This window comes from Janthinobacterium sp. GW821-FHT03C08, from assembly GCF_059420905.1.
The window spans coordinates 57,549-80,679 of sequence record NZ_JBWKUP010000001.1 but is presented as its reverse complement, the minus strand read 5'-3'; the positions used below and the strand labels follow the sequence as shown (position 1 = coordinate 80,679).

Below are 23,131 nucleotides of genomic sequence, written 5' to 3'. Positions count from 1 at the left end.
TTGCAGCATCAGCATGCGCAGCCGTTTTTTTACGCCTGTCGCTTTGACTATCTGACCTGGGGAATGCAATGACACAGTACTGGCTGATGAAATCGGAACCCGATGAAGTGAGCATCGACGACCTGATGGCCGCGCCCGGGCACACCCTGCCGTGGTTTGGCGTGCGCAACTACCAGGCGCGCAACTTCATGCGCGATGGCATGCAGGTGGGCGACGGCGTGCTGTTCTACCACTCCAGCTGCCCGCAGCCGGGCGTGGCGGGCGTGGCCGAAGTGGCCAGCACGGCGTATCCCGATCACAGCCAGTTTGAAGAGGGGGGAAAGTATTTCGACCCGAAGGCCACGCCTGAGCAGCCGCGCTGGATCAGCGTCGACGTGCGGGGCGTGAAGAAGACGGCGCTGCTGCCCCTGTCCGAGATGCGCCAGATGCCGGAACTGGAAGACATGCTGCTGCTCAAGAAGGGCAGCCGGCTGTCCATCACGCCGGTGACGCCGGCGCAATGGAAAGTGATTACAAGCAAACTACTGGGCTGATCGCCCTTCAGGCCGCGCGCGCCTTGGTGGGCGGCGTGCCCATCACCTGGCTCTTGTACGCCCACACGAGCAGCACGATGGCGCCCACGATCATCGGCAGGGACAGCATCTGGCCCGACGTGATCGGCACGCCCAGCCACACGACTTCCCAGTCCGGCGTGCGGAAGTATTCCGTGAAGAAGCGCGCGCAGCCGTACAGCAGGGTGAACATGGCGCCCACGGCCATGCGGGGGCGCTGCTTGCGCGCATACAGCCACAGGATGATGAATACCAAAATGCCATCGACCAGCATCTGGTAGATGGGCGACGGGTGCACGGGATACGGAATGCCCGGCCATTGCATGGCCCACGGCAGGGTTTCCGGCGCGATGCGGCCCGGCAGTTCGGCATTGATGAAGTTGCCCAGGCGGCCGGCTGCGTAGCCGAGCGGCACCAGTGGCGCGATGAAGTCGAGCACGTCGAACAGGTTGCGGCCCGCCTTGCGGCTCCACAGGTACATGGCCAGGATGACGCCGAGGAAGCCGCCATGGAAGGACATGCCGCCATGCCAGACCATGAAGATCTCGAGCGGATTGTGCATGAAATATTCGGGACGGTAGAACAGCACTTCGCCCAGGCGTCCGCCGATCACCACGCCCAGCATGCCGTAGAACAGCATGTCGTCGAGATCCTCCTTCTGCCAGCCCAGCCTGGCGATATGCGGCTGCTTGATGCGCACCCGGCCCAGGATAATGAACAGGGCAAAGGCCAGCACGTACATCAGGCCGTACCAGTGCACGGCGAGCGGGCCGATCTGGATGGCTATCGGATTGGGCATCGGGTGTATCAGCATGGAGTTTCTTTCTTTATTTAAAGCCAAGGTTGCGTAGTATGGGGGCGCCAGCGCTTTTTTGCCTTAGCGGCCACTTAATTTATTGACCAGCATCGCTTATCTGCTGGCGCAGCAGCGCCAGAAAGCCTTGCAGCACGGCCGACGGATTGTCGCGGCGCCAGGCCAGGCCCGTTTCCACCAGCGGGGTGGCGTCCTGCAGCGGCCTGTATTCTACGCCCGGGCGCATCAGATTCGATACCGATTGTGGCACAAGCGCGATGCCCATGCCAGCCGAGACGAGGCTGACGATGGTCTGCATCTGGATGGCTTCCTGGCCGATCTGCGGTGTGATGCCGGCCGCGCGGAAGACGCCCAGTATCGCGTCGTGCAGGGCGGGCGAGATGGCGCGCGGGAAGAGGATCAGGGGCAGGGGCGGCACGTCGCGCAGCCGCACGGGGCCCGGCGTGGTCAATACGTCGAGGCCGGACGGCGCGGCCAGCACCAGCGGCTCGGCCAGCACGGGCAGGTAGTCGAGTTCCCCCTTCGCCTTCTCGGGCAGGGGCGGGATCAGCAGGCCCGCATCCGTGCGCCCGGCCAGCAATTCATCGAGCTGCAGGTCGGAGGTGGCCTCCTGCAACTGGATCTGCACCTGCGGATAGGCCGTCTGGTAAGCGCGCAGCAGGGGCGGCAGCACGCTGTAGTCGGCCGAGGAGACAAACGCCAGGCTCAAACGTCCCGCCTCGCCCTGTGCGGCCCGCTGCACCAGCGCGGGCAAGTCCTGCGCCTGGGCCAGCAGGCGGCGCGCCTCGGGCAGCAGGGCCGTGCCTGCCGGCGTCAGCTGCACTTCGCGCCGCGTGCGCAGGAACAGGGGGGCGCCCAGCAGTTCTTCCAGGGCCATGATGGTCTGCGACAGGGGCGGCTGCGTCATGTGCAGGCGCGCGGCGGCGCGGCCGAAGTGCAGTTCCTCGGCGACGGTGACGAAATAGCGCAGCTGGCGCAATTCAAGATGCATAGGCGTTTCCATGCTGATTGATTGCTGTGATATGCAAAATGAATCACAGACACGTGCATCATATATTTGACAGTGGCGCGCGCGCAAGGCAATCTGGCGTACCCCCACTGCACGCAGGGTTTTGTTGCAAACCCGCGCAGCCAGGCATCAATCATCCTTGGAAGGACCCCATCATGCCGCAATACCGCTCCCGCACCACCACCCACGGCCGTAACATGGCTGGCGCCCGCGCCCTGTGGCGCGCCACCGGCATGAAGGATGGCGATTTCGACAAGCCGATCATCGCCGTCGTCAACTCGTTCACCCAGTTCGTGCCCGGCCACGTGCACCTGAAGGACCTGGGGCAGATGGTGGCGCGTGAAATCGAAAAGGCGGGCGGCGTGGCCAAGGAATTCAACACCATCGCCGTCGATGACGGCATCGCCATGGGCCACGGCGGCATGCTGTATTCGCTGCCCTCGCGCGACCTGATCGCCGACTCCGTTGAATACATGGTCAACGCCCACTGCGCAGACGCCATGGTCTGCATCTCGAACTGCGACAAGATCACGCCGGGCATGCTGATGGCCGCCATGCGCATCAACATCCCCGTCGTCTTCATCTCCGGCGGGCCGATGGAAGCGGGCAAGGTCGTCAAGGTGGTCAACGGCGCGCAGAAGATCATCAAGCTGGATTTGGTCGACGCCATGATCAAGGCGGGCGACAGCACGGTGTCCGACGCCGACGTGGCGGAAATCGAACGCTCGGCCTGCCCGACCTGCGGTTCCTGCTCCGGCATGTTTACGGCCAACTCGATGAACTGCCTGACGGAAGCGCTGGGCCTGGCCCTGCCCGGCAACGGCACGATTCTGGCCACGCACTCGGACCGCCAGCAGCTGTTCCTGCGCGCGGGCCGTTTGATCGTGGAACTGGCCAAGCGCCACTACGAGCAGGACGATTACACCGTGCTGCCCCGTTCCATCGCCACCAAGGCCGCGTTTGAAAACGCCATGGCGCTCGACGTCTCCATGGGCGGCTCGACGAATACCGTGCTGCACTTGCTGGCCGCCGCCCACGAGGCGGAAGTGGAATTCACGATGGCCGACATCGACCGCATCTCGCGCAAGGTGCCTTGCCTGTGCAAGGTGGCGCCGATGACGGACAAATACCATATCGAAGACGTGCACCGCGCCGGCGGCATCGTGGGAATTTTGGGCGAACTGGCGCGCGCCGGCCTGCTCGACACGACTTTGCCGACGATCCACGCGCCGACCCTGGCCGACGCCATCGCGCAAAACGACATCAAGTGCACGGACGATCCGGCCGTGCATGAACTGTTCCGCGCCGCGCCGGGCGGCGTGCCGACGCAGACGGCGTTCTCGCAGTCCGAGCGCTTCGCTGCCGTCGACACGGACCGCAGCACGGGCTGCATCCGCGACAAGGCCCACGCCTATTCGCAGGATGGCGGCCTGGCCGTCCTGTACGGTAACCTGGCGGAAAAGGGCTGCATCGTCAAGACGGCCGGCGTGGATGAAAGCATCCTGAAATTCTCGGGCAAGGCGCGCGTGTTCGAAAGCCAGGATTCCGCTGTGGAAGCGATTTTGGCCGATACCGTGCATGAAGGCGACGTCGTCATCATCCGCTACGAAGGCCCGAAAGGCGGTCCCGGCATGCAGGAAATGCTGTATCCGACCTCGTACATCAAGTCGAAGGGCCTGGGCAAGGCCTGCGCGCTGTTCACGGACGGGCGCTTCTCGGGCGGCTCCTCGGGCCTGGTGATCGGCCACGCCTCGCCGGAAGCGGCCGAAGGCGGCGCCATCGGCCTGGTGGAAGAGGGCGACTTCATCGACATCGACATCCCCGCGCGCACCATCAAGCTGCGCGTCACGGATGCCGAGCTGGCCGCGCGCCGCGCCGCCATGGAAGCGAAGGGCGACGCGGCCTGGCTGCCCGTCAACCGCGAGCGCTACGTGTCGCAGGCGCTGCAGGCGTATGCGGCGCTGACGACGTCGGCTGACCGCGGCGCGGTGCGCGATCTCTCCCAGCTGAAGAAGCAGAAACGCTGATTTGTTGCATAAGTACGACGGCCGGCCCCGTTTGACTGCGCGGGGCCGCCTGGCGTTACATCGCCTTACAAACAACATGGTCATGCGCGCGCAGATGGGGCAGAATAGGTATGCCTTCTGACCACATTGCGTTACTACATTGAAACGCTTGATCTGGGCTCGTGGTGCATCTGCGGAAACACAGTAAAATGCCGCAGGAAGTAACTTTGGAGAAAAGACAATGAAACGTTTTATGTTGGTGAGTGTATTGGCCGTGTCGGCTCTGGCCTCGCAAGCGGCGTTGGCCAATCCGGACCTGGCAAAAGCCAAGAATTGCATGGCTTGCCACGCAGTAAGCACGAAACTGGTGGGCCCGGCGTTCAAGGACGTCGCTGCCAAGTACGCCGGTCAGAAAGACGCGGAAGCCAAGCTGGCGGCGAAAGTCATGAAGGGCGGTTCCGGCACCTGGGGTGCGATCCCGATGCCAGCGAACCCGCAGGTGAGCGAGGCGGAAGCCCATACCCTGGTCAAATGGGTGCTGGCACAGAAATAATCTGTGCCGACAGACCCGCAGTACCGCAATCAGCGCGCCGGCAATCCCGGCGCGTTTTTTTTGCCTGCCGCCGTTTGCAGATTGCCCATGCCCGCCAATGTCGCCCGCACCGCCTCGTCGAGCGGCGTGTGCGGTTCCTGGCCCAGCACGGCCAGCAGCTGCGTATTGTCCATGGACAAGGGCGTTTGCCACAGGTAGCGCATCTCGCGCATTTCGCGCATGGTCGTCACGAACGGCGACGCCAGGGCCACCAGCCACCACGGGAAATACTTGAGCGCGGGCCGGGCGCCCGTCGCCTGCTCCACCACGCGGACGATGGCGCCCGTCATCTGGCGGCCGTCGTGATCCCAGTGGCCGGCCATGTGAAAGCGCGCAAACGGCGGCAAGGTGCGGCGCACGGCCAGCAATTGCAGCATGGTGCGCGCCACGTCGGGCAGGTAGGACCACTGGTGGCCGATGCCGGGGGCGCCCGGGTACAGCACGCTGCGCACGGGCTGTCCCGGTTTCACGAGGCCTTGCGAGAGCCAGTTATTGCCGGCGCGGGGGCCGAAGAAGTCGCCCGCGCGCACGATGATGACGCGCGCGCCCTGCGTGCTGGCCCGCTCCAGCCGTGCTTCCAGTTCCACGCGGATGGCGCCCTTGCGCGTCAGCGGGCGCTGCGGCGCGTCTTCCGCAAGTAAGTGCCCCGCTGCGGGGAAGGCGTCGGGGCCATAGTTGTACACGGTGCCCGGCAGCACGACGGTGGCGCCCTCGGCGATGGCCGCGGCGATGGTGTTGTCCAGCATGGGCAGCACCAGCTGGCCCCAGTTCCGGTAGCCGGGCGGGTTGACGGCGTGCACGATGACGGCGCAGCCCTTGGCGGCCGCCAGCACGTCCGCGCGCGACAGCGCATCGCCGCGCAGCCACTCGATGTGATCGCTCCGTGGCGAGGGCATCTCGCCCCGCGTCAGGGCGCGTACCTGCCAGCCCGCCGCCAGGAGCTGGCGCACCATCTCGCCGCCGATGCCGCCCGTGGCGCCCAGTACCAATACCGATTTCGTGTTGTCCATCATGTCCTCCCTGTGGTTGATGACTGCAGTATCTGCCGCGCAAGGCTAGTTGGGAATTGACGAACATCGCCCACAGGCTATACATTTATGTATGACTACCGCCATCGCCTGGGAATACTACCGCTCCTTGCTGGCCGTGCTGCAGCACGGTTCGCTGTCCGGCGCCGCCCGCGCGCTGGCCATCACGCAGCCCACTGTCGGCCGGCACGTCGCCGCGCTGGAACAGGCGCTGGGCGTGACCCTGTTCACGCGTTCACAGCTGGGCTTGCTGCCCACGGAAGTGGCCCTGGCGCTGCGTCCCCATGCGGAAGCGATGGAGCATACGGCGGCCCTGATGCAGCGTGCAGCCAGCGCCCAGGGGCAGGGTGTCGTCGGCGTGGTGCGCATCTCGGCCAGCGAGGCGGTGGGCGTGGAGGTGCTGCCGGCGATCCTGGCCCGCCTGCGCGAGCGCCACCCGGGACTGGTCGTGGAATTGGTGTTGAGCAACAAGGTGCAGGATTTGCTGCGCCGCGAGGCGGACATCGCCGTGCGCATGCTGCGGCCCCGCCAGGAGCAGCTGGTGGCGCGCAAGGTGGGCAATATCGAACTGGGCCTGCACGCGCACGCCGATTACCTGGCGCGCCATGGCACGCCGCTGGACCTGGACGGCATGGCGCGCCACGCCGTCATCGGCTACGACGAGGCGAGTCCCTTCGTGCGCAATGCGGGGACGGCTTTCCAGGGATTTACGCGGGAAAATTTCGCCTGGCGCTGCAATAGCGACCTGGCGCAACTGGCCCTGATCCGCGCGGGCGCCGGCATCGGCGTGTGCCAGTCTGGCCTGGCGGCGCGCGATCCGGCCCTGCGGCGCGTGCTGCCGCAGGCGTTTTCGCTGCCGATGGAGACGTGGGTCACCATGCATGAGGATTTGCGCGGCAGCCTGCGCTGCCGCGCCACCTTCGACGCGCTGGTCGAAGGATTACGCGATTACGTTGCCAGCCAGCCGCTTATTTGACCACTTCCATCTTGGTCTTCTTGCCGCCACGATAGGTAAACAGGGTCAGCGCGCCATCCTTGATGTCGCCGTTGGCATCGAACGAGATCGGACCCGTCACACCCTGGTAGTGCACCTTGGCCAGATAAGGCAGGTAGACGGACGGTTTCGACGATTTGGCGTCGGCCATGGCGGTGGCCATGGTCATCACGGCATCGTAGACGTAGGGCGCGTACAGCTGCACTTCCATATTGTATTTCTGCTTGTAGCGGGCGCGGAAATCATCCATGCCTTTCTGCTGCGCGCCCGTCACGCCGCCCGCTTCCGCGCAGGTGACCATGTCTTCGCCCACGGCGTCGCCGGCCAACTGGCCCAGCGGTTCCGTGCACAGGCCGTCGCCGCCCATGAACTTGGCCTTGATGCCCAGCGCCTTCATCTGGCGCAGCATGGGGCCGCCCACGGAATCCATGCCGCCGAAGAAGATCAGGTCGGGATTTTTCGACTTGATGCTGGTCAAAATGGCATTGAAGTCGGTCGCATTGGCATTGGTAAATTCCTTGCCGACGATTTGCACGGATGGCGAGGCTTTCTTCGCGCCCTTGACGAACTGTTCCGCCACGCCCTGGCCGTAGGCCGTGCGGTCGTCGATGACGGCGATTTTCTTCGCCTGCAGCTTGCCGACGGCATACGCGCCCAACGTTCCCCCCAGCTTGTTGTCATTAGCCACGACGCGGAAGGCCGTGTTGAATTTTTGCTGCGTGTAGGTGGGGTTGGTGGCGGCCGGCGAAATCTGCGGAATGCCCGCATTGAAATAAATGCGCGAGGCGGGAATCGTCGTGCCCGAGTTCAGGTGGCCGACGACGCCGTTGACCTTGGCATCGACGAGCTTTTGCGCCACGGCCGTGCCCTGTTTGGGGTCGGCCGCGTCGTCTTCCGGCACCAGCACGAATTTCACGGGCTTGCCGTCGATCTTGAAGCCCTTGGCGTTCAAGTCCTCGATGGCCATCTTGGCCGCGTTCTCGTTATCCTTGCCAAGGTGGGAGCTGGCGCCAGAGACCGGGGCGACATGGCCTATCTTGATGATTTCCTGCGCACCCGCATGGCCGGCAAAGGCGAGGGCGACGGCGAGAGGAAGGATTTTGGTCTTGAGCAGCATAAACATTCTCCAATGGATAAAGATACGGCGGCGTCTCGTGAAAAACCGCTTCGAATGGCGGTACGTGTGAGGAAAGGTACAACAAAAAACAGGCGGCGCAAAGCCGCATTTCGGGCTTTTTGCATTTTGTCGCAACAATCACCAAAGTGAGGCGCGATGCACCGATTTCGCAGGCGCGCGCGCACCAAAGAATGGCGTTGGGAGGGGGAAGGGTGTAGGAATGCTGGCATTAAGCCAGCGGCAAGGACCGGGGCCGGACCCTCAGGGGCCGACCCCGGTAATTCGTTGCCAGGGGTAAAAGTGGCTTGATTACTGTGCTGGCGGATGCAGATGTCCCAGTTCATGGCTGACGGCATGCGCCACGATCTGTTCCAGCGATTGCTGCAAGTCTTCGCGCAGGGCGCCGCGCATGCCGATCAGGGCATTCTGCAGGGCCGTCTGCAGCACGTGGGCGATGCGCTCTTCCAGCAGGTGGTCGATCTTGCCCTGCACCTGGTGCAGGATGCGCTGGGTCAGGCGTGCTTCGATGGCGTCCCAGTCCGGTTGCACCACGCCCGGCGGCAACGCCGGTGCTTCCTCGACGGCAGCCGGGGCGGCAGCTGGCGCGACGGGCGCCGCCTCCGGCACATCCGGCCCCAGCAGCACTTCCGTCAGCAGGGGGATGCCCTGGTCGAACGGCAGCTGGCTCATGGCTTGCCCGCTGAATTGCCCGCCACGAAGTGGGTCGGCTGCACGTTTTGCTGGCGGTAGTGCAGGAAGCGCTGGCGGCCCGCCTGGGCGTCCTGCTCATCCATGGAGACGATCTCGAAGACGCGCTGGAATTGCGCGTAATTGTCTGGCGGCAGATGGGACAGGTTGACAAGGATGTCATGGTGCGGCAACTCGGCCGCCGCGTCGTCCGTCAGGATGATGGGCGTTTGCGCCGCCAGCGGGTCGCCGGCCGGCACGTGGGGCAGGAAATCCGTGGCGGAAATGGTCCACATGGCCCCATTCAGGGCGTCAAGCTGGGCGCCATCTTGCGCCAGTACGACGACCTTGTTGCCGGCCATATACGCCTTGCGCGCCAGGCGGCAGGCGTAGGCCAGCTTGTCCGGCACATTGGTATGAAAGTCGACGCGCGTCATGTCATTCCTCAGGCGGCCATGCCGCTGTGGCGCAGCAGGGCGTCGATGGACGGCTCGCGGCCGCGGAAGGCCGTGAACGATTCGAGCGCGGGGCGCGAGCCGCCGACGGACAGGATTTCCTCCAGGTAACGCTTGCCCGCCGCCGTGGTGGCGGCCGGTCCCAGTGCACGGGCTTCCTCGAAGGCTGCATAGGCGTCGGCGGACAGCACCTCGGCCCATTTGTAGCTGTAGTAGCCGGCCGCGTAGCCGCCGGAGAAGATATGCCCGAAGGAATTCTGGAAGCGGTTGAAGGCGGGCGGGATGATCAGCGCGAACTTGGCGCGCACGCCGTCGATCAGCTGCTGCACGCTCTGGCCCGACGCCGCGTCGTAGTCATAGTGCAGATGCATGTCGAGCAGGGAGAACTCCACCTGGCGCAGGGTTTGCAGACCGGACTGGAAATTCTTGGCAGCCAGCATCTTGTCGTACAGCGCGCGCGGCAGCGGCTCGCCCGTGACGGCATGGGCCGTCATGTGTTCGAGCACTTCCCATTCCCAGCAGAAATTTTCCATGAATTGCGACGGCAGTTCGACGGCATCCCATTCGACGCCGGCGATGCCCGACACGCCCAGTTCGTCGACCACCGTCAGCATGTGGTGCAAGCCATGGCCGAACTCGTGGAACAGGGTAATGACTTCATCGTGGGTAAACAGGGCCGGCTGGGCCTGGCCATCGACCACGGCCGGCGGCGTGAAGTTGCACGTCAGATAAGCGATCGGCGTCTGCACGTGGCTGGCGTCGGCGCGGCGGCCCCGCGCGTCGTCCATCCAGGCGCCGCCGCTTTTTCCCGCGCGCGCATACAGGTCCAGGTAGAACTGGCCCACCAGCTGGCCGTCGCGCTCGATGCGGTAGAAGCGCACGTCCGGATGCCAGACGGGCGCCGTATCCAGTTTGATCTCGACCGCGAACAGGTTCTGGATCTGGCGGAACAGGCCATCGATCACCTTATGCTCAGGGAAATATTGCTTCACTTCCTGGGCCGAGAACGCGTAGCGGCGCTCCTGCAGCTTTTCGGAGGCATACGGCACGTCCCACGCCTGCAGCTCGTCCAGGCCCAGTTCTTCCTTGGCGAATTGTTTCAGCTCGGCAAGGTCCTTTTCGGCGAACGGGCGCGCGCGCTTGGCCAGGTCTTCCAGGAAGGCGATGACTTGCGCGGGCGAGGTGGCCATCTTGGAGACGAGCGAGACTTCGGCGAAATTGGCGTAACCCAGCAGCTTTGCCTCTTCGTCGCGCAGGCGCAACAGGGTGACGATGTTCTGCGTATTGTCCCACTCGTCCTTCTTGCTGAAGACATCGCCCTGGTCCGACGCCTTGGTGGCGTTGGCGCGGTAGATGGTTGCGCGCAGGGCGCGGTTGTCGGCAAACTGCAGGATCGGGTAATACGAGGGGAAGTGCAGCGAGAATTCATAGCCTGGCTTGCCCGCTTTCTCGGCAGCGGCGCGCGCGGCGGCCTTCACGTCGTCGGGCAAGCCGACGAGCTCGGCTTCGTTCTCGACCAGCAATTTATAGTCATTGGTGGCGTCGAGCACGTTTTCGGAAAAACGCGTCGAGACGGCCGCGTGTTCTTCTTGGATGGCGCCAAAGCGCTCTTTCTTGTCCTCGGGTAACTCGGCGCCGCCCAGGCGGAAGTCGCGCACGGCATTGTCGACGATGCGCCGGCGCGCGGGCGACAGGCTGGCAAAGCCGGCGCCGGCCTGAAGCTGTTTGTATTTGCCGAAGAGGATCGTATTCTGCTCCAGTTTGGTCCAGAATTCCGTCAATTTGGATTCGTTTGTATTGTAGGCGGCGCGCAGCTCGGGCGTGTCGACCACGCTGTTCAGATGGTTGACGATGCTCCAGGCGCGGCCCAGGGTTTCGTCTATCTGGTCCAGGGGCGTGACGAAATTGTCCCAGCTCACTTCTTCCATGGGCGCTTCGAGGCGCGCCACCGTGGCGCGCGCCTGCTCCAGCAGGGTATCGATGGCGGGCGTGACGTGCTCGTGCGTGATCGCGTCGAAGCGTGGCAGGCCGGAAAAATCAAGCAGGGGGTTGGTGGTCATCGTCAGTTCCATATATTAAAAGGGGCGGTCATGCCGCCCTGGTTTTGTTACACGCGCTCTGCGGCCTCGACGGTATTCATGAGCAACATGGTGATCGTCATCGGCCCCACGCCACCCGGCACAGGGGTGATGTGCGACGCGATTTCTTTCACGCTGGCAAAGTCCACGTCGCCGCACAGCTTGCCGTCATCGTCGCGGTTCATGCCCACGTCGATGACGATGGCGCCTGGCTTGACCATGTCGGCCGTCAGGGTGTTGCGGCGGCCGACGGCGGCCACGACCACGTCCGCCTGGCGCGTGTACAGGCCCAGATCCGGGGTTGCACTATGGCAGATGGTGACGGTAGCGTTTGCTTGCAAGAGCAGCAGGGCCATCGGCTTGCCGACGGTGTTGCTGCGGCCGATGACGACGGCGTGCTTGCCGCGCAAGTCCACGCCCGTGCTTTCGATCAGCTTCATGCAGCCATATGGCGTGCATGGGCGGAAGCCGGGCAAGCCTGTCATCAGTTCGCCGGCGCTCAGGACGGAATAGCCGTCCACGTCTTTCGTCGTGGCGATCGCTTCGATGACCTTGTGCGGGTTGATGTGCTTGGGCAGGGGCATCTGCACGAGGATGCCGTGGATGGCGGGATCCGTGTTCAGGCTGGCGATGCGTGCCAGCAAGTCCGCTTCGGACAGGTCCGCTTCATATTTTTCCAGCACGGAGTGGAAACCCACGTCGCCGCAAGCCTTGACCTTGTTGCGGACATAGACCTGGCTGGCCGGGTCTTCGCCGACGAGGATCACGGCCAGGCCGGGCTGGGTGCCCTTGGCCGTGAGGGCGGCGGCGCGCGTGGCGATCTCGCTGCGCAGTTTTTGGGAGAGGGCGATTCCGTCGATCAGTTGTGCTGGCATGGTAGGGGGGGGGGCTGTGTGGGAAGGAAAAGACAGATTATAAAGCCGGGCGGCGCAAAGGGGCGGTTTTGGCGCCAAGCCGTTATGTTAAAAAGCGGGCCAGAGACGCGGGCCTGAGAAAATGCCGATGGCGGCGTTGCAGCTCCTTGCCGTACTGGCGTACTGTCTGTGTCGCCGCGCCTTGCCCTTGACATTTTTCAGGCCCGCCTGGCCCGGCATAAAAGCGGGCCGGAGACGCGGGCCTGAGAAAATGCCGATGGCGGCGTTGCAGCGCCTTGCCGTACTGGCGTACTGTCTGTGTCGCCGCGCCTTGCCCTTGACATTTTTCAGGCCCGTCTGGCCCGGCATAAAAGCGGGCCGGAGACGCGAGCCTGAGAAAATGCCGATGGCGGCGTTGCAGCTCCTTGCCGTACTGGCGTACTGTCTGCGTCGCCGCGCCTTGCCCTCGACATTTTTCAGGCCCGCTTGGCCCGATATGCCTGTGCGGACGACTGGGGTTTTAATTCGGTTTGCTGATGTGCTCGTAGAGCAGGGGCGGCCAGGGCATGCAAGTTTTCCGGTTTCGCCGCTATTTGCCACTCTGCTCACCCTAATTTCCAGGCAGAATTTGCGGCAGTGCAGCATAAATTTCATAGGGCGATTTCATGATATGAAATGCTATATCGTAATTTGAAAAATACTAAATACGCTGTTAGAATCCCCACACTAAACCGACTTAATAGTAAATAATCAGCGAAATACCGTCCGACAGCGATCCGGAAAATCGGGGTGGGGCGCTCACAAAGGAGACTCAACAGATGTCAGCTCAACTGAACCAGGTAACGACACAGATCGGCACCGACCCGGATATGCAGGAAACCAAGGAGTGGCTGGACGCGCTCGAAGCCGTGCTGGAAAATGAAGGTCCGGAACGCGCGCACTACCTGATGGAGCGCCTGGTGGACCTGGCCCGCCGCCGCGGCGCCCAGATCCCGTTCTCCAGCACCACCGCCTACGTCAATACCATCCCCACCAAACAAGAAGCACACTGCCCCGGCAACCTGGAATACGAAGAGCGCCTGCGCTCGTGGATGCGCTGGAACGCCATGGCCATGGTGGTCAAGGCCAACCGCGCCGACGGCGACCTGGGCGGCCACCTGTCCTCGTTCGCCTCGCTGGCGAACATGCTGGGCATCGGCTTCAACCACTTCTGGCACGCGCCGACGGCCGACCACGGCGGCGACCTGCTGTACATCCAGGGCCACTCCTCGCCCGGCGTCTACGCGCGCGCCTTCCTCGAAGGCCGCCTGACGGAAGAGCAAATGCTGAACTTCCGCAAGGAAGTCGACGGCAAGGGCCTGTCCTCGTACCCGCATCCGAAGCTGATGCCTGACTTCTGGCAGTTCCCGACCGTGTCGATGGGCCTGGGCCCGCACATGGCGATCTACCAGGCGCGTTTCCTGAAATACCTGCACGCACGCGGCATCGCCAAGACCGACAACCGCAAGGTCTGGGCCTTCTGCGGCGACGGCGAGATGGACGAGCCGGAATCGCTGGGCGCGATCGGCCTGGCCGCGCGCGACATGCTCGACAACCTGGTCATCGTGGTCAACTGCAACCTGCAGCGCCTGGACGGCCCCGTGCGCGGCAACACCAAGATCATCCAGGAACTGGAAGGCGAATTCCGCGGCGCCGGCTGGAACGTCGTCAAGGTCATCTGGGGCCCGGGCTGGGACGCCCTGCTGGCACAGGACAAGGATGGCATCCTGCAGCAAGTGATGATGGACACCGTCGACGGCGAATACCAGAACTACAAGGCCAAGGATGGCGCCTACGTGCGCAAGCACTTCTTCGGCAAGCATCCGAAGCTGCTGGAAATGGTTGCCAACATGACGGACGACGACATCTGGCGCCTGACCCGTGGCGGCCACGATCCGCACAAGATCCACGCGGCCTTCAAGATCGCCCAGGAACACAAGGGCCAGCCTACCGTCCTGCTGGTGAAAACCATCAAGGGCTACGGCATGGGCAAGTCGGGCGAAGCGCGCAACACGGCGCACCAGACGAAAAAACTGGACGACGAGGCCATCCGCGAAATGCGCGACCGCTTCTCGCTGCCGATCCCGGACGACAAGCTGGCCGATATCCCGTTCTTCAAGCCTGCCGACGACGCGCCGGAAATGATCTACCTGCACGAGCGCCGCAAGGCCCTGGGCGGCTACCTGCCGCAGCGCCGCCAGAAAGCGGAAGAAACCCTGCCCGTGCCTGCGCTGGACGCCTTCAAGAACGTGCTGGAAGCGACGCCTGAAGGCCGTGAAATCTCGACCACGCAAGCTTTCGTGCGCGTCATCTCGACCCTGCTGAAAGACCCGAACCTGGGCCAGCGCGTCGTGCCTATCCTGGTCGATGAATCGCGTACCTTCGGCATGGAAGGCCTGTTCCGCCAGATCGGCATCTACAACCCGAAAGGCCAGTTGTACGAGCCGGTCGACAAGGACCAGGTCATGTACTACCGCGAAGACAAGGCCGGCCAGATCCTGCAGGAAGGCATCAACGAAGCGGGCGGCATGAGCTCGTGGATCGCCGCGGCGACGTCGTACTCGACCAACGACCGCATCATGATCCCGTTCTACACCTTCTACTCGATGTTCGGCTTCCAGCGCATCGGCGACCAGGTATGGGCTTCGGCCGACATGCGCGCCCGCGGCTTCCTGATGGGCGGCACGGCTGGCCGCACGACCCTGAACGGCGAAGGCTTGCAGCACGAAGATGGCCACAGCCATATCTTCGCCGCGACCATCCCGACCTGCATGCCGTACGATCCGACCTTCAGCCATGAAGTCGCCGTCATCATCCAGGACGGCCTGCGCCGCATGATCGCCAACCAGGAAGATGTGTTCTACTACATCACGATCATGAACGAAAACTACGCCCAGCCAGGCATCAAGCCAGGCCAGGAAGAAGGCATCCTGAAAGGCATGTACAAGCTGCAGGAAGGCAAGGCTGACGCCAAGCTGCGCGTACAGCTGATCGGTTGCGGCACCATCCTGCGTGAATCGATCTTCGCTGCCGAACTGCTGGAAAACGACTGGGGCGTGGCTGCGGACGTGTGGTCGGCGCCGTCGCTGACCCTGGTGGCCCGCGATGGCCAGGATGCGGAACGCTGGAACATGGTCAACCCGTCGAAAGAGCAGCGCGTGCCTTACGTGACGTCGCTGTTGAAAGATACCGACGGCCCGATCGTCGCCACGACCGACTACATGCGCGCGTTTGCAGAACAGATCCGCGCCTTCATGCCGAAGGGCCGCACTTATAAAGTGCTGGGCACCGATGGCTTTGGCCGCTCGGACAGCCGCGCCAAGCTGCGCGAGTTCTTCGAAGTGAACCGTTATTATGTCACCGTCGCCGCGCTCAAATCGCTGGCTGACGAAGGCAAGATCGACGTGTCGGTGGTGGAGCAGGCGATCGCCAAGTACGGCATCGACGCGAACAAACCGAATCCGGTGACCCAGTAATCGTTGTGCGGACCCGATGATGCCAGGGCGGTGCGAAAGTGCCGCCCTGGCGTGTGTGCGGGTCCATCTGACAAATAAAATAACGGAGCAAGCTATGAGCATTGTGGAAGTCAAAGTCCCGGATATCGGCGATTTCAAGGAAGTCGAGATCATTGAACTGATGGTCAAGCCAGGCGACACGGTCAAGGTCGACCAGTCCCTCATCACCGTCGAATCGGACAAGGCCAGCATGGAAATTCCATCGAGCCACGCCGGTGTCGTCAAGGAATTGAAGGTCAACGTGGGCGACAAGATCGCCGAAGGCTCGCTGGTCCTGCTGCTGGAAGTGGCGGACGACGCGTCGGCCACGGCTGCCCCTGCGGCCGCACCGGCACCAGCCGCTGCAGCACCTGCGCCTGCCGCCGCCCCCGCGGCCGCACCGGCACCCGCCGCCCCTGCCGGCGCGCCGGCCCTGGTCGACGTGACCGTGCCCGACATCGGCGACTTCAAGGAAGTCGAAGTCATCGAACTGATGGTCAAGGTGGGCGACACGATCAAGGTCGACCAGTCGCTGCTGACGGTCGAATCGGACAAGGCCAGCATGGAAATCCCATCGAGCCACGCCGGTGTCGTCAAGGAATTGAAGGTCAAGGTCGGCGACAAGGTCGCCAAGGGCTCGCTGGTGCTGGTCGTGGAAACGACCGGTGGCGCTGCCGCTCCTGCCGCTGCCGCCCCAGACGCCGCGCCAGCGCAAGCTGCCGCCGCACCTGCCGCCGCCGTCGCTTCGGCGCCGGTCGCCGCGGCTGCCCCGGCACCTGCCGCCGCCCCTGCCGTGAATGGCAAGCTGGCGCACGCGTCGCCATCGATCCGCAAGTTCGCGCGCGAACTGGGCGTGGAACTGGCGCTGGTTGGCGGTTCCGGTCCGAAGGGCCGCATCACCCAGGAAGACGTGCAGAACTTCGTCAAGGGCGTGATGTCGGGCGCCGTCGCCGCGCCAAATGCGCCAGCCGCTGCCAAAGGCGGTTCCGGCGTGGGCCTGGACTTGCTGCCATGGCCGTCGCTGGACTTCAGCAAGTTCGGCGCGACCGAATTGCTGCCGCTGTCGCGCATCAAGAAAATCTCGGGTCCGAATTTGCACCGCAACTGGGTCATGATCCCGCACGTCACGCAGTTCGACGAAGCGGACGTGACGGACCTGGAAGCGTTCCGCGTCGACACCAACGCGGCCAATGCGAAGAACAAGGATGCGGCCAAGCTGACCATGCTCGCCTTTGTGATCAAGGCTTCCGTCGCCGCGCTGAAGAAGTTCCCCGCGTTTAACGCTTCCCTGGATGCCAAGGGCGAGAACCTGATTCTCAAGCAGTACTACAACATCGGCTTCGCGGCCGACACGCCGAATGGCCTGGTGGTCCCCGTGATCAAGGGCGCGGACCAGAAGTCGGTTTCGCAGATCGCCCGCGAAATGACGGAACTGTCGCTGCAGGCGCGCGAAGGCAAGCTGAAACCGGCCGACATGCAGGGCGCCAGCTTCACGATCTCGTCCCTGGGCGGCATCGGCGGCACGCACTTCACGCCTATCGTCAATGCGCCGGAAGTGGCCATCCTGGGCTTGTCGAAAGCCTCGATCAAGCCGGTATGGGATGGCAAGGCCTTCCAGCCGCGTTTGATGATGGGCACGTCGCTGTCGTACGACCACCGCGTGGTCGATGGCGCGATGGGTGCGCGATTCTCCGTGTACCTCGGCGAAGTCCTGGCCGACATGCGCAAAATTCTGCTGTAAGGAGCGATTGATGAGCACAGTAGAGGTAAAAGTACCGAATATCGGCGACTTCAAGGAAGTCGAAGTCATCGAACTGATGGTCAAGGTGGGCGACACCATCAAGGTGGACCAGTCCCTAATCACGGTCGAATCGGACAAGGCCAGCATGGAGATTCCATCGACCCACGCCGGCGTCGTCAAGGAATTGAAAGTCAAGGTTGGCGACAAGATCGCCGAAGGCAGCGCGCTGCTGGTGGTGGAAGCAGCCGAAGGCGCGGCCGCTGTCGCTCCTGCGGCCGCTCCTGCACCAGTTGCAGCTCCGGCTGCGGCCCCGGCGGCACCTGTCGCCGCCATCCCGGCCGGCAATTACAGCGGCCAGGTCGACATCGACGTCGACATGATGGTGCTGGGCGGCGGTCCTGGCGGCTATTCGGCGGCGTTCCGCGCGGCCGACCTGGGCATGTCGACGGTCATCGTCGAACGTTATGCCACCCTGGGCGGCGTGTGCCTGAACGTGGGCTGCATCCCGTCGAAGGCGCTGCTGCACGTCGCTTCCGTCATCGACGAAACGGCGCACATGTCGAATACGGGCGTGACGTTTGCCAAGCCGACCATTGATATCGACCAGGTACGCAAGTACAAGGAAGGCGTCATCTCGAACATGACGGGCGGCCTGGCCGGCATGGCCAAGGCGCGCAAGACGCAAGTCGTCACCGGCGTGGGCCAGTTCCTCAGCGCGAACCACATCGAAGTGACGGCTGGCGACGGCTCGAAAAAAGTCGTGCAGTTCAAGCAGGCCATCATCGCGGCCGGTTCGTCCGTGGTGAAGCTGCCCTTCGTGCCGGAAGACCCGCGCATCGTCGATTCGACGGGCGCGCTGGAATTGCGCCAGATCCCGAAACGCATGCTGGTCATCGGCGGCGGCATCATCGGCCTGGAAATGGCGACTGTCTACTCGACCTTCGGCGCGCGCATCGACGTGGTCGAAATGATGGATGGCCTGATGCAGGGCGCGGACCGCGACGCCGTCAAGGTGTGGCAGAAGTTCAATGAAAAACGCTTCGACAACATCATGACCAAGACCAAGACGGTCGCGGTGGAAGCGCTGCCGGAAGGCATCAAGGTCACGTTCGAAGCGGCCGAAGCGGGTGCCACGGCACCGGCGCCGCAAGTCTACGACCTGGTGCTCGTCGCCGTGGGCCGCAGTCCGAACGGCAAGAAGATCGCCGCCGACAAGGCCGGCGTGCAAGTGACGGACCGCGGCTTCATCAACGTCGACAGCCAGATGCGCACCAACGTGCCCAACATTTTCGCCATCGGCGACCTGGTGGGCCAGCCGATGCTGGCGCACAAGGCCGTGCATGAAGCCCACGTGGCCGCCGAAGCGGCCGCCGGCCAGAAGTCGCACTTCGACGTCAAGGTGATCCCGTCGGTCGCCTACACGGACCCGGAAGTGGCATGGGCCGGCATCACGGAAGACGAGGCGAAAGCCAAGGGCATCAAGGTCGAGAAGGGCCACTTCCCGTGGGCCGCTTCCGGTCGCGCCGTGGCCAACGGCCGCGCCGAAGGCTTCACCAAGCTGCTGTTCGACGCGGAAACGCACCGCATCATCGGCGGCACCATCGTCGGCACGCATGCGGGCGACATGATCGGCGAAATCGCCCTGGCCATCGAAATGGGCTGCGACGGCACCGATATCGGCAAGACCATCCATCCTCACCCGACCCTGGGCGAGTCGATCGGCATGGCCGCCGAAGTGTACGAAGGCGTGTGCACGGACTTGCCGCCACCGCGCAAGCGCTGATGTTGTAGCCGTATCTTGTCACACTTAAAAACCCGCGAGCGATCGCGGGTTTTTTATTGGCATCTGCCGCCACCCGCACCCAACCCTGGGTGAATCGATCGGCAGGTTGGCAAAAGCACGGCCGAAGTGTACGAAGGCGTGTGCACGGACTTGCCGCCACCGCCAAGCGCTGATGTTGTAGCCGTATCTTGTCACACTTAAAAACCCGCGAGCGATCGCGGGGGTTTTATTGGCATCTGCCGCCACCCGCACCCAACCCTGGGTGAATCGATCGGCAGGTTGGCAAAAGCACGGCCGAAGTGGTACGAAGGCGTGTGCACGGACTTGCCGCCGCCGCGCAAGCGCTGTTCGCTGACAAGAAATTAACTTTCAGTACAAAAAACGTGGACGCGTTCGCGGTTTTTTTCGTTTTCCTTGCCTTCAGGATAGTAAAACGTGGCGCGGCGGTGTCATGTGAAAATTGGTGAGTATTGCCGCATGGAAAAAGTGGCAGAATGGAGGTCTGTAACCATGTTTCGCTCACGCTTGACCCGGGGTGTGATTTTTCCCTGAACGTTGCCAGTGTCCGGTCAAGTTCGGCTGTACTGTGAAAGTTTTGCAACAATGAAAAAATTTACCGCCCTCCATATCTCCGATGTCCGCTTGCGCCGGGCGGATGAGCAAGAGCAGGCCGTGCGGCTGCACGCCTTGTATCAGGATGTGGCTGCCATTCTGGCAACGGGCAGGCAGATCGATGCGATTTTCTTCACGGGCCAGCTGGTGGCAGCCGATGCCTGCGCCGAGACGACGCCAGTCTACGTCTACGAATACTTTTTGCGTCCGTTGCTGCAGGCCGCCAGCGTACCCGGCGCGCGTTTCTACCTGGTGCCGGGCAGCCGCGTGCAGGGTGTTGCCGGCGCGACGCTGGGCAGCGCCGGCTTCAGCTTCTTTGCCGCCGATGAGCACGCGGGCGCGGAGCAGCGCGCGCGCTACAAGAATATCCACGCCGTCTTCCATGGCCACCAGCATACGGGCGACGCCAGTTCGCTGATGAAGTCGCTGGGAATTTTGTTCAAAAGCAATCCTGGCAGCCTGTACGGTGCACATGGCCAGATGGCCGCGTATGCCGTGCTGGAGTTCGGCGCCGCAGCGGCCGATGGCGATGCGCCGGCCACTCAGTGGACGGTGGCCTTGCGCGAATTCGATGAAGTCAGCAGGAACTTTGCCCTGTCGGTGCTGTACACGCCAAATGGCCAGGAAACGGGGCAGATGGATGCGGAATATGTGTTCGCCACCCTGTTGCCGCAACTGGCGGGTGAGCCTGTCTATTTCGATGGCTTGCTGGGCAGGGCGGGGGCGCCGCCGCGGCTTGCCACTGGCGGCGCGGCCGATGCGCGGGAATTCCTCATCGAACTGGCGTTCGTCATGTTCGAAGCCAAGACCCTGTTCATGGAGCAGGCGCAGCTCGAACGTTTTACCAGTGATTATTGCGCCGTGAAAGGCTGGGGCTTGCCGGTCGCGGACTGGCTGGCGCCCCTGTACCGCCATGGCTTGCTGCTGCAGGCCGATGGCCAGGTGGCGTTTGCCTTCGATTATTTCCGCACCTATTTCCTGGCGCAGCGCTTTGAAACCTCGTTCGACCTGATGCGCTATGCTCCCGACCGTTACGACGGCAGTGAGTCCTCACTGAGTTTTGATGGCGCGTCGGCGGCCCAGCCATTCCTGCGCGCATTGGGCCTCGGTGGCGAGCGCGGCGAAACGGCGCCGGCGCCGGCACCCATGCCGCAGGACTGCAGCCGCCCTGGCTGATGCGTCCTAGCCGGCCGATGGCGGCTGGCGCAGGGTGCCGCGCAGGAACAGATCGAGACCGGCCGCCACCTTGACGCGCAGTTGCGCCACGTCCGGTTGTGCCGGCGGCGGGAACAGCAGGCGCGACATCTGATCGCCGAGCAGGCAATTGAGCAGGTGCAGCGCCAGCATGGACGCCGGCAGCTCGGCGCGAAACAGCGGCGCGATGTCGGGCCGGCTGAAGAAGCGGGTCAGCAACTCGCGCGTCTGCCCCGGTCCCACCTTGTAGAACGTTTCCGCCAGATCCGGGTGCGTGGCCGCTTCGGCCACCACCATGCGGTTCAGGCGGATGGCGGCCGGCATGGTCACCAGTTGCACGAACAGCAAGCCGAATTCGCCCAGGATGGTGGCCAGCGGGCGCATGTCCGTCTCCAGCGCCGGCATGGTGGAGAAATACGCGGAACGGCGCTGTTCCACCACGGCATTGAACAGGCCGGACTTGCCGCCAAATTTCACATAGATCGTGCGCACGGCCACATGGGCTTCCCGGGCGATCATTTCCAGGCTGACTTTTCCATACCCTTTTTCCAGAAACAGGCAGCCGGCCGTGTGCAGCAGGTTTTCCATGCGGGCCTCCATGTCGGCCGCGCGCGGGCGGCCGGCCGCCTTGCCGCAGCAGCTCAGTTCCTGGGTGCTGTCGGTGCCGTTGTCGGCATGGTTATCGGTCGGCATGGTGTCGCTGAGGCCGGGATCGGGCATGGTCGGGGTCTCTTTACAGGTTGGAAGGTGAGTGATGGCTCACACTGTAGTGCAAATTAAAATGAAATGCAATCGTTTCATTTCTTGACTTTGGCTTTTCTTTGTCCAATAATGAACAGATATCATTTCATTTTCGGAGCGCAGTATGTCGAACCAGCCTGGCCAAGCAGAACAAAAAGTGCTTAGCGCCGTCCCTCCCGCGGCCCCGGCCGCACCGTCCACGCCCGCCGCACCTGCCAGCTCCGCCGCACCGAACAACCGCGTGAAAATCATCGCCGGCCTGATCGTCCTCGTCGCCCTGGGCGCCGGTGCGCGCATGTGGTACCGCAGCCACTATTTCGTGGAAACGGAAAACGCCTATGTTGCCGGTCACGTGCATCCCGTCTCGGCGCGCATTTCCGGCGTCGTCACCAAGGTGTTCATTGACGACAATCAAATCGTGAATGAGGGCGACGTGATCGCCGAACTCGACCCGTTCGACCAGCGCGTGAAAACCGAGCAGATCGCCGCGCAGATCGCCAGCGCCGAGCAGCAAGTGCTGCAGGCGGACGCCCAGATCGCCCAAGTACAGGCGCAGGCCAGCGCCGCCCAGGCGCAAGTGGCGCAGGCCGATGCGCAGCTGCTGCGCGCGAAACAGGATGCGGAGCGTTATGGCCAGCTGTACACGAGCCAGATGAAAGCCGTCTCGAAGGCGGAACTGGACGCGGCCAACGCGGCCCGCTCGAGCGCCGTGGCCGACCTGGCCGCCCGCCGCGACAGCGCCTCCGCAGCCAAGGCGCAGATCGGCGCCGCGCAAGCCGCGCGCGACGTGGCCAAGGCGCAAGTGGCCGTGCTGCGCGTGCAGTTGAAGGACGCGGAACAGCAACTGCAGTACAACCGCATCCTGGCGCCCGTCGCCGGCCGCATCGGCAAGCGCAACGTGGAAACGGGCATGCGCGTGCAGCCTGGCCAGCAATTGACGGCCATCGTGCAGGACAACGTCTGGGTCACCGCCAACTTCAAGGAAACGCAGCTGGCCGACCTGCATCGCGGCCAGAGCGTGCACGTGAGCATCGACGCCATGCCGGGCAAGAAACTGGTGGGTACCGTGGACAGCTTCGCTCCTGCATCGGGCGCGCAGTTCGCCCTGCTGCCGGCCGATAACGCCACCGGCAACTTCACCAAGATCGTCCAGCGCGTGCCCGTGAAAATCGTCTTCCAGCCGGAAGACATCAAGGCCATGAATGGCCGCCTGGTGCCGGGCATGTCGGTGATCGCCGAAGTGGAAATCAACCAGCCCGAGTCGGCCCAGGCACAGGACAAGGCTCCGCGCCACGCCGCCGCGCCAGCTGTTCCAGCCGCGCAGACTGCCGCTCGCTAAGCT

General features: G+C 63.6%; 19 protein-coding genes. 9 read left to right on the top strand and 10 right to left on the bottom strand.

Translation table 11 applies throughout. The annotated features are described in order from the left end of the window. Positions 1–68: 68 nt before the first annotated feature. Positions 69–533, top strand: a complete 465-nt coding sequence (locus AC07VL_RS00370) for an EVE domain-containing protein (RefSeq protein ID WP_494804107.1) — start codon at positions 69–71, stop codon at positions 531–533. A gap of 7 nt (positions 534–540) precedes the next feature. Here the strand turns inward: AC07VL_RS00370 and lgt are convergent, their stop codons facing one another. Beyond that, entirely contained in the window at positions 541–1,365 is an 825-nt protein-coding gene (gene lgt, locus AC07VL_RS00365; protein ID WP_494804106.1) for a prolipoprotein diacylglyceryl transferase, read from the bottom strand. 79 nt (positions 1,366–1,444) lie between these two features. Beyond that, entirely contained in the window at positions 1,445–2,356 is a 912-nt protein-coding gene (locus AC07VL_RS00360) for a LysR family transcriptional regulator (RefSeq protein ID WP_494804105.1), read from the bottom strand. A gap of 173 nt (positions 2,357–2,529) precedes the next feature. Here AC07VL_RS00360 and ilvD point away from each other — a divergent pair, with 173 nt between their 5' ends. Continuing rightward, positions 2,530–4,401, top strand: a complete 1,872-nt coding sequence (gene ilvD, locus AC07VL_RS00355) for a dihydroxy-acid dehydratase (RefSeq protein WP_494804104.1) — start codon at positions 2,530–2,532, stop codon at positions 4,399–4,401. A 220-nt stretch (positions 4,402–4,621) separates the two neighbouring features. Then, positions 4,622–4,933: a c-type cytochrome gene (locus AC07VL_RS00350; protein ID WP_290601489.1), complete on the top strand. Its 312-nt coding sequence runs from the start codon at positions 4,622–4,624 to the stop codon at positions 4,931–4,933. A 29-nt stretch (positions 4,934–4,962) separates the two neighbouring features. On the opposite strand, the gene AC07VL_RS00345 is transcribed toward AC07VL_RS00350, so the two are convergent. After that, entirely contained in the window at positions 4,963–5,982 is a 1,020-nt protein-coding gene (locus AC07VL_RS00345) for an NAD-dependent epimerase/dehydratase family protein (RefSeq protein WP_494804440.1), read from the bottom strand. A 91-nt stretch (positions 5,983–6,073) separates the two neighbouring features. On the opposite strand from AC07VL_RS00345, the gene AC07VL_RS00340 reads away from it, so the two are divergent. Continuing rightward, positions 6,074–6,976, top strand: a complete 903-nt coding sequence (locus tag AC07VL_RS00340) for a LysR family transcriptional regulator (RefSeq protein WP_494804103.1) — start codon at positions 6,074–6,076, stop codon at positions 6,974–6,976. Here the strand turns inward: AC07VL_RS00340 and AC07VL_RS00335 are convergent. The 6 genes from AC07VL_RS00335 to AC07VL_RS00310 all read right to left on the bottom strand — a co-directional run bounded on the left by AC07VL_RS00335 (position 6,969) and on the right by AC07VL_RS00310 (position 12,839). Beyond that, entirely contained in the window at positions 6,969–8,111 is a 1,143-nt protein-coding gene (locus AC07VL_RS00335) for a branched-chain amino acid ABC transporter substrate-binding protein (protein ID WP_290601486.1), read from the bottom strand. The genes AC07VL_RS00340 and AC07VL_RS00335 overlap by 8 nt on opposite strands. A gap of 309 nt (positions 8,112–8,420) precedes the next feature. Then, positions 8,421–8,801: a DUF2486 family protein gene (locus AC07VL_RS00330; protein ID WP_494804102.1), complete on the bottom strand. Its 381-nt coding sequence runs from the start codon at positions 8,799–8,801 to the stop codon at positions 8,421–8,423. Beyond that, the gene (locus AC07VL_RS00325; RefSeq protein ID WP_494804101.1) at positions 8,798–9,235 is read right to left on the bottom strand and encodes a DNA polymerase III subunit chi; all 438 of its coding nucleotides are present in this window, start codon (positions 9,233–9,235) and stop codon (positions 8,798–8,800) included. Before AC07VL_RS00325 ends, AC07VL_RS00330 begins: the two co-directional genes overlap by 4 nt. Before the next feature lie 8 nt (positions 9,236–9,243). Continuing rightward, positions 9,244–11,313 carry a M3 family metallopeptidase gene (locus AC07VL_RS00320; protein ID WP_494804100.1) on the bottom strand — a complete coding sequence of 690 codons (2,070 nt, stop codon included), beginning with the start codon at positions 11,311–11,313 and terminating at the stop codon, positions 9,244–9,246. Between the two features lie 47 nt (positions 11,314–11,360). Further along, on the bottom strand, positions 11,361–12,206 hold the full coding sequence (gene folD, locus AC07VL_RS00315; RefSeq protein ID WP_494804099.1) for a bifunctional methylenetetrahydrofolate dehydrogenase/methenyltetrahydrofolate cyclohydrolase FolD: 846 nt from the start codon (positions 12,204–12,206) through the stop codon (positions 11,361–11,363). 87 nt (positions 12,207–12,293) lie between these two features. Beyond that, positions 12,294–12,839, bottom strand: a complete 546-nt coding sequence (locus tag AC07VL_RS00310) for a hypothetical protein (RefSeq protein ID WP_494804098.1) — start codon at positions 12,837–12,839, stop codon at positions 12,294–12,296. A 164-nt stretch (positions 12,840–13,003) separates the two neighbouring features. Between AC07VL_RS00310 and aceE the strand changes: the two genes are divergently transcribed. From aceE to AC07VL_RS00290, 4 genes are all read left to right on the top strand, one after another. Then, entirely contained in the window at positions 13,004–15,700 is a 2,697-nt protein-coding gene (gene aceE / locus AC07VL_RS00305; RefSeq protein WP_494804097.1) for a pyruvate dehydrogenase (acetyl-transferring), homodimeric type, read from the top strand. A gap of 94 nt (positions 15,701–15,794) precedes the next feature. Beyond that, positions 15,795–17,459, top strand: a complete 1,665-nt coding sequence (gene aceF / locus AC07VL_RS00300) for a dihydrolipoyllysine-residue acetyltransferase (RefSeq protein ID WP_494804096.1) — start codon at positions 15,795–15,797, stop codon at positions 17,457–17,459. 10 nt (positions 17,460–17,469) lie between these two features. After that, positions 17,470–19,242 (top strand): dihydrolipoyl dehydrogenase, encoded by a 1,773-nt coding sequence (lpdA, locus tag AC07VL_RS00295; RefSeq protein WP_494804095.1) that lies wholly within the window; start codon positions 17,470–17,472, stop codon positions 19,240–19,242. A 603-nt stretch (positions 19,243–19,845) separates the two neighbouring features. Further along, entirely contained in the window at positions 19,846–21,030 is a 1,185-nt protein-coding gene (locus AC07VL_RS00290) for a hypothetical protein (protein ID WP_494804094.1), read from the top strand. A 6-nt stretch (positions 21,031–21,036) separates the two neighbouring features. Here AC07VL_RS00290 and AC07VL_RS00285 read toward each other — a convergent pair whose 3' ends face one another. Then, on the bottom strand, positions 21,037–21,768 hold the full coding sequence (locus AC07VL_RS00285) for a TetR/AcrR family transcriptional regulator (RefSeq protein WP_494804093.1): 732 nt from the start codon (positions 21,766–21,768) through the stop codon (positions 21,037–21,039). 145 nt (positions 21,769–21,913) lie between these two features. On the opposite strand from AC07VL_RS00285, the gene AC07VL_RS00280 reads away from it, so the two are divergent. Beyond that, positions 21,914–23,128 carry an HlyD family secretion protein gene (locus AC07VL_RS00280; RefSeq protein ID WP_494804092.1) on the top strand — a complete coding sequence of 405 codons (1,215 nt, stop codon included), beginning with the start codon at positions 21,914–21,916 and terminating at the stop codon, positions 23,126–23,128. Positions 23,129–23,131 lie beyond the last annotated feature (3 nt).

What these genes read in the sequence shown, in the direction of transcription:
- ilvD (WP_494804104.1), top strand. Translation starts at nt 2,530, where the DNA reads ATGCCGCAATACCGCTCCCGCACCACCACCCACGGCCGTAACATGGCT.
- AC07VL_RS00330 (WP_494804102.1), bottom strand. Translation starts at nt 8,801, where the DNA reads ATGAGCCAGCTGCCGTTCGACCAGGGCATCCCCCTGCTGACGGAAGTG.
- AC07VL_RS00325 (WP_494804101.1), bottom strand. Translation starts at nt 9,235, where the DNA reads ATGACGCGCGTCGACTTTCATACCAATGTGCCGGACAAGCTGGCCTAC.
- lgt (WP_494804106.1), bottom strand. Translation starts at nt 1,365, where the DNA reads ATGCTGATACACCCGATGCCCAATCCGATAGCCATCCAGATCGGCCCG.
- AC07VL_RS00290 (WP_494804094.1), top strand. Translation starts at nt 19,846, where the DNA reads ATGAAAAAATTTACCGCCCTCCATATCTCCGATGTCCGCTTGCGCCGG.
- AC07VL_RS00350 (WP_290601489.1), top strand. Translation starts at nt 4,622, where the DNA reads ATGAAACGTTTTATGTTGGTGAGTGTATTGGCCGTGTCGGCTCTGGCC.
- AC07VL_RS00340 (WP_494804103.1), top strand. Translation starts at nt 6,074, where the DNA reads ATGACTACCGCCATCGCCTGGGAATACTACCGCTCCTTGCTGGCCGTG.
- AC07VL_RS00370 (WP_494804107.1), top strand. Translation starts at nt 69, where the DNA reads ATGACACAGTACTGGCTGATGAAATCGGAACCCGATGAAGTGAGCATC.
- aceF (WP_494804096.1), top strand. Translation starts at nt 15,795, where the DNA reads ATGAGCATTGTGGAAGTCAAAGTCCCGGATATCGGCGATTTCAAGGAA.
- lpdA (WP_494804095.1), top strand. Translation starts at nt 17,470, where the DNA reads ATGAGCACAGTAGAGGTAAAAGTACCGAATATCGGCGACTTCAAGGAA.
- AC07VL_RS00360 (WP_494804105.1), bottom strand. Translation starts at nt 2,356, where the DNA reads ATGCATCTTGAATTGCGCCAGCTGCGCTATTTCGTCACCGTCGCCGAG.
- AC07VL_RS00280 (WP_494804092.1), top strand. Translation starts at nt 21,914, where the DNA reads ATGTCGAACCAGCCTGGCCAAGCAGAACAAAAAGTGCTTAGCGCCGTC.
- AC07VL_RS00320 (WP_494804100.1), bottom strand. Translation starts at nt 11,313, where the DNA reads ATGACCACCAACCCCCTGCTTGATTTTTCCGGCCTGCCACGCTTCGAC.
- AC07VL_RS00310 (WP_494804098.1), bottom strand. Translation starts at nt 12,839, where the DNA reads ATGAAATTTATGCTGCACTGCCGCAAATTCTGCCTGGAAATTAGGGTG.
- folD (WP_494804099.1), bottom strand. Translation starts at nt 12,206, where the DNA reads ATGCCAGCACAACTGATCGACGGAATCGCCCTCTCCCAAAAACTGCGC.
- AC07VL_RS00285 (WP_494804093.1), bottom strand. Translation starts at nt 21,768, where the DNA reads ATGCCCGATCCCGGCCTCAGCGACACCATGCCGACCGATAACCATGCC.
- AC07VL_RS00335 (WP_290601486.1), bottom strand. Translation starts at nt 8,111, where the DNA reads ATGCTGCTCAAGACCAAAATCCTTCCTCTCGCCGTCGCCCTCGCCTTT.
- aceE (WP_494804097.1), top strand. Translation starts at nt 13,004, where the DNA reads ATGTCAGCTCAACTGAACCAGGTAACGACACAGATCGGCACCGACCCG.
- AC07VL_RS00345 (WP_494804440.1), bottom strand. Translation starts at nt 5,982, where the DNA reads ATGGACAACACGAAATCGGTATTGGTACTGGGCGCCACGGGCGGCATC.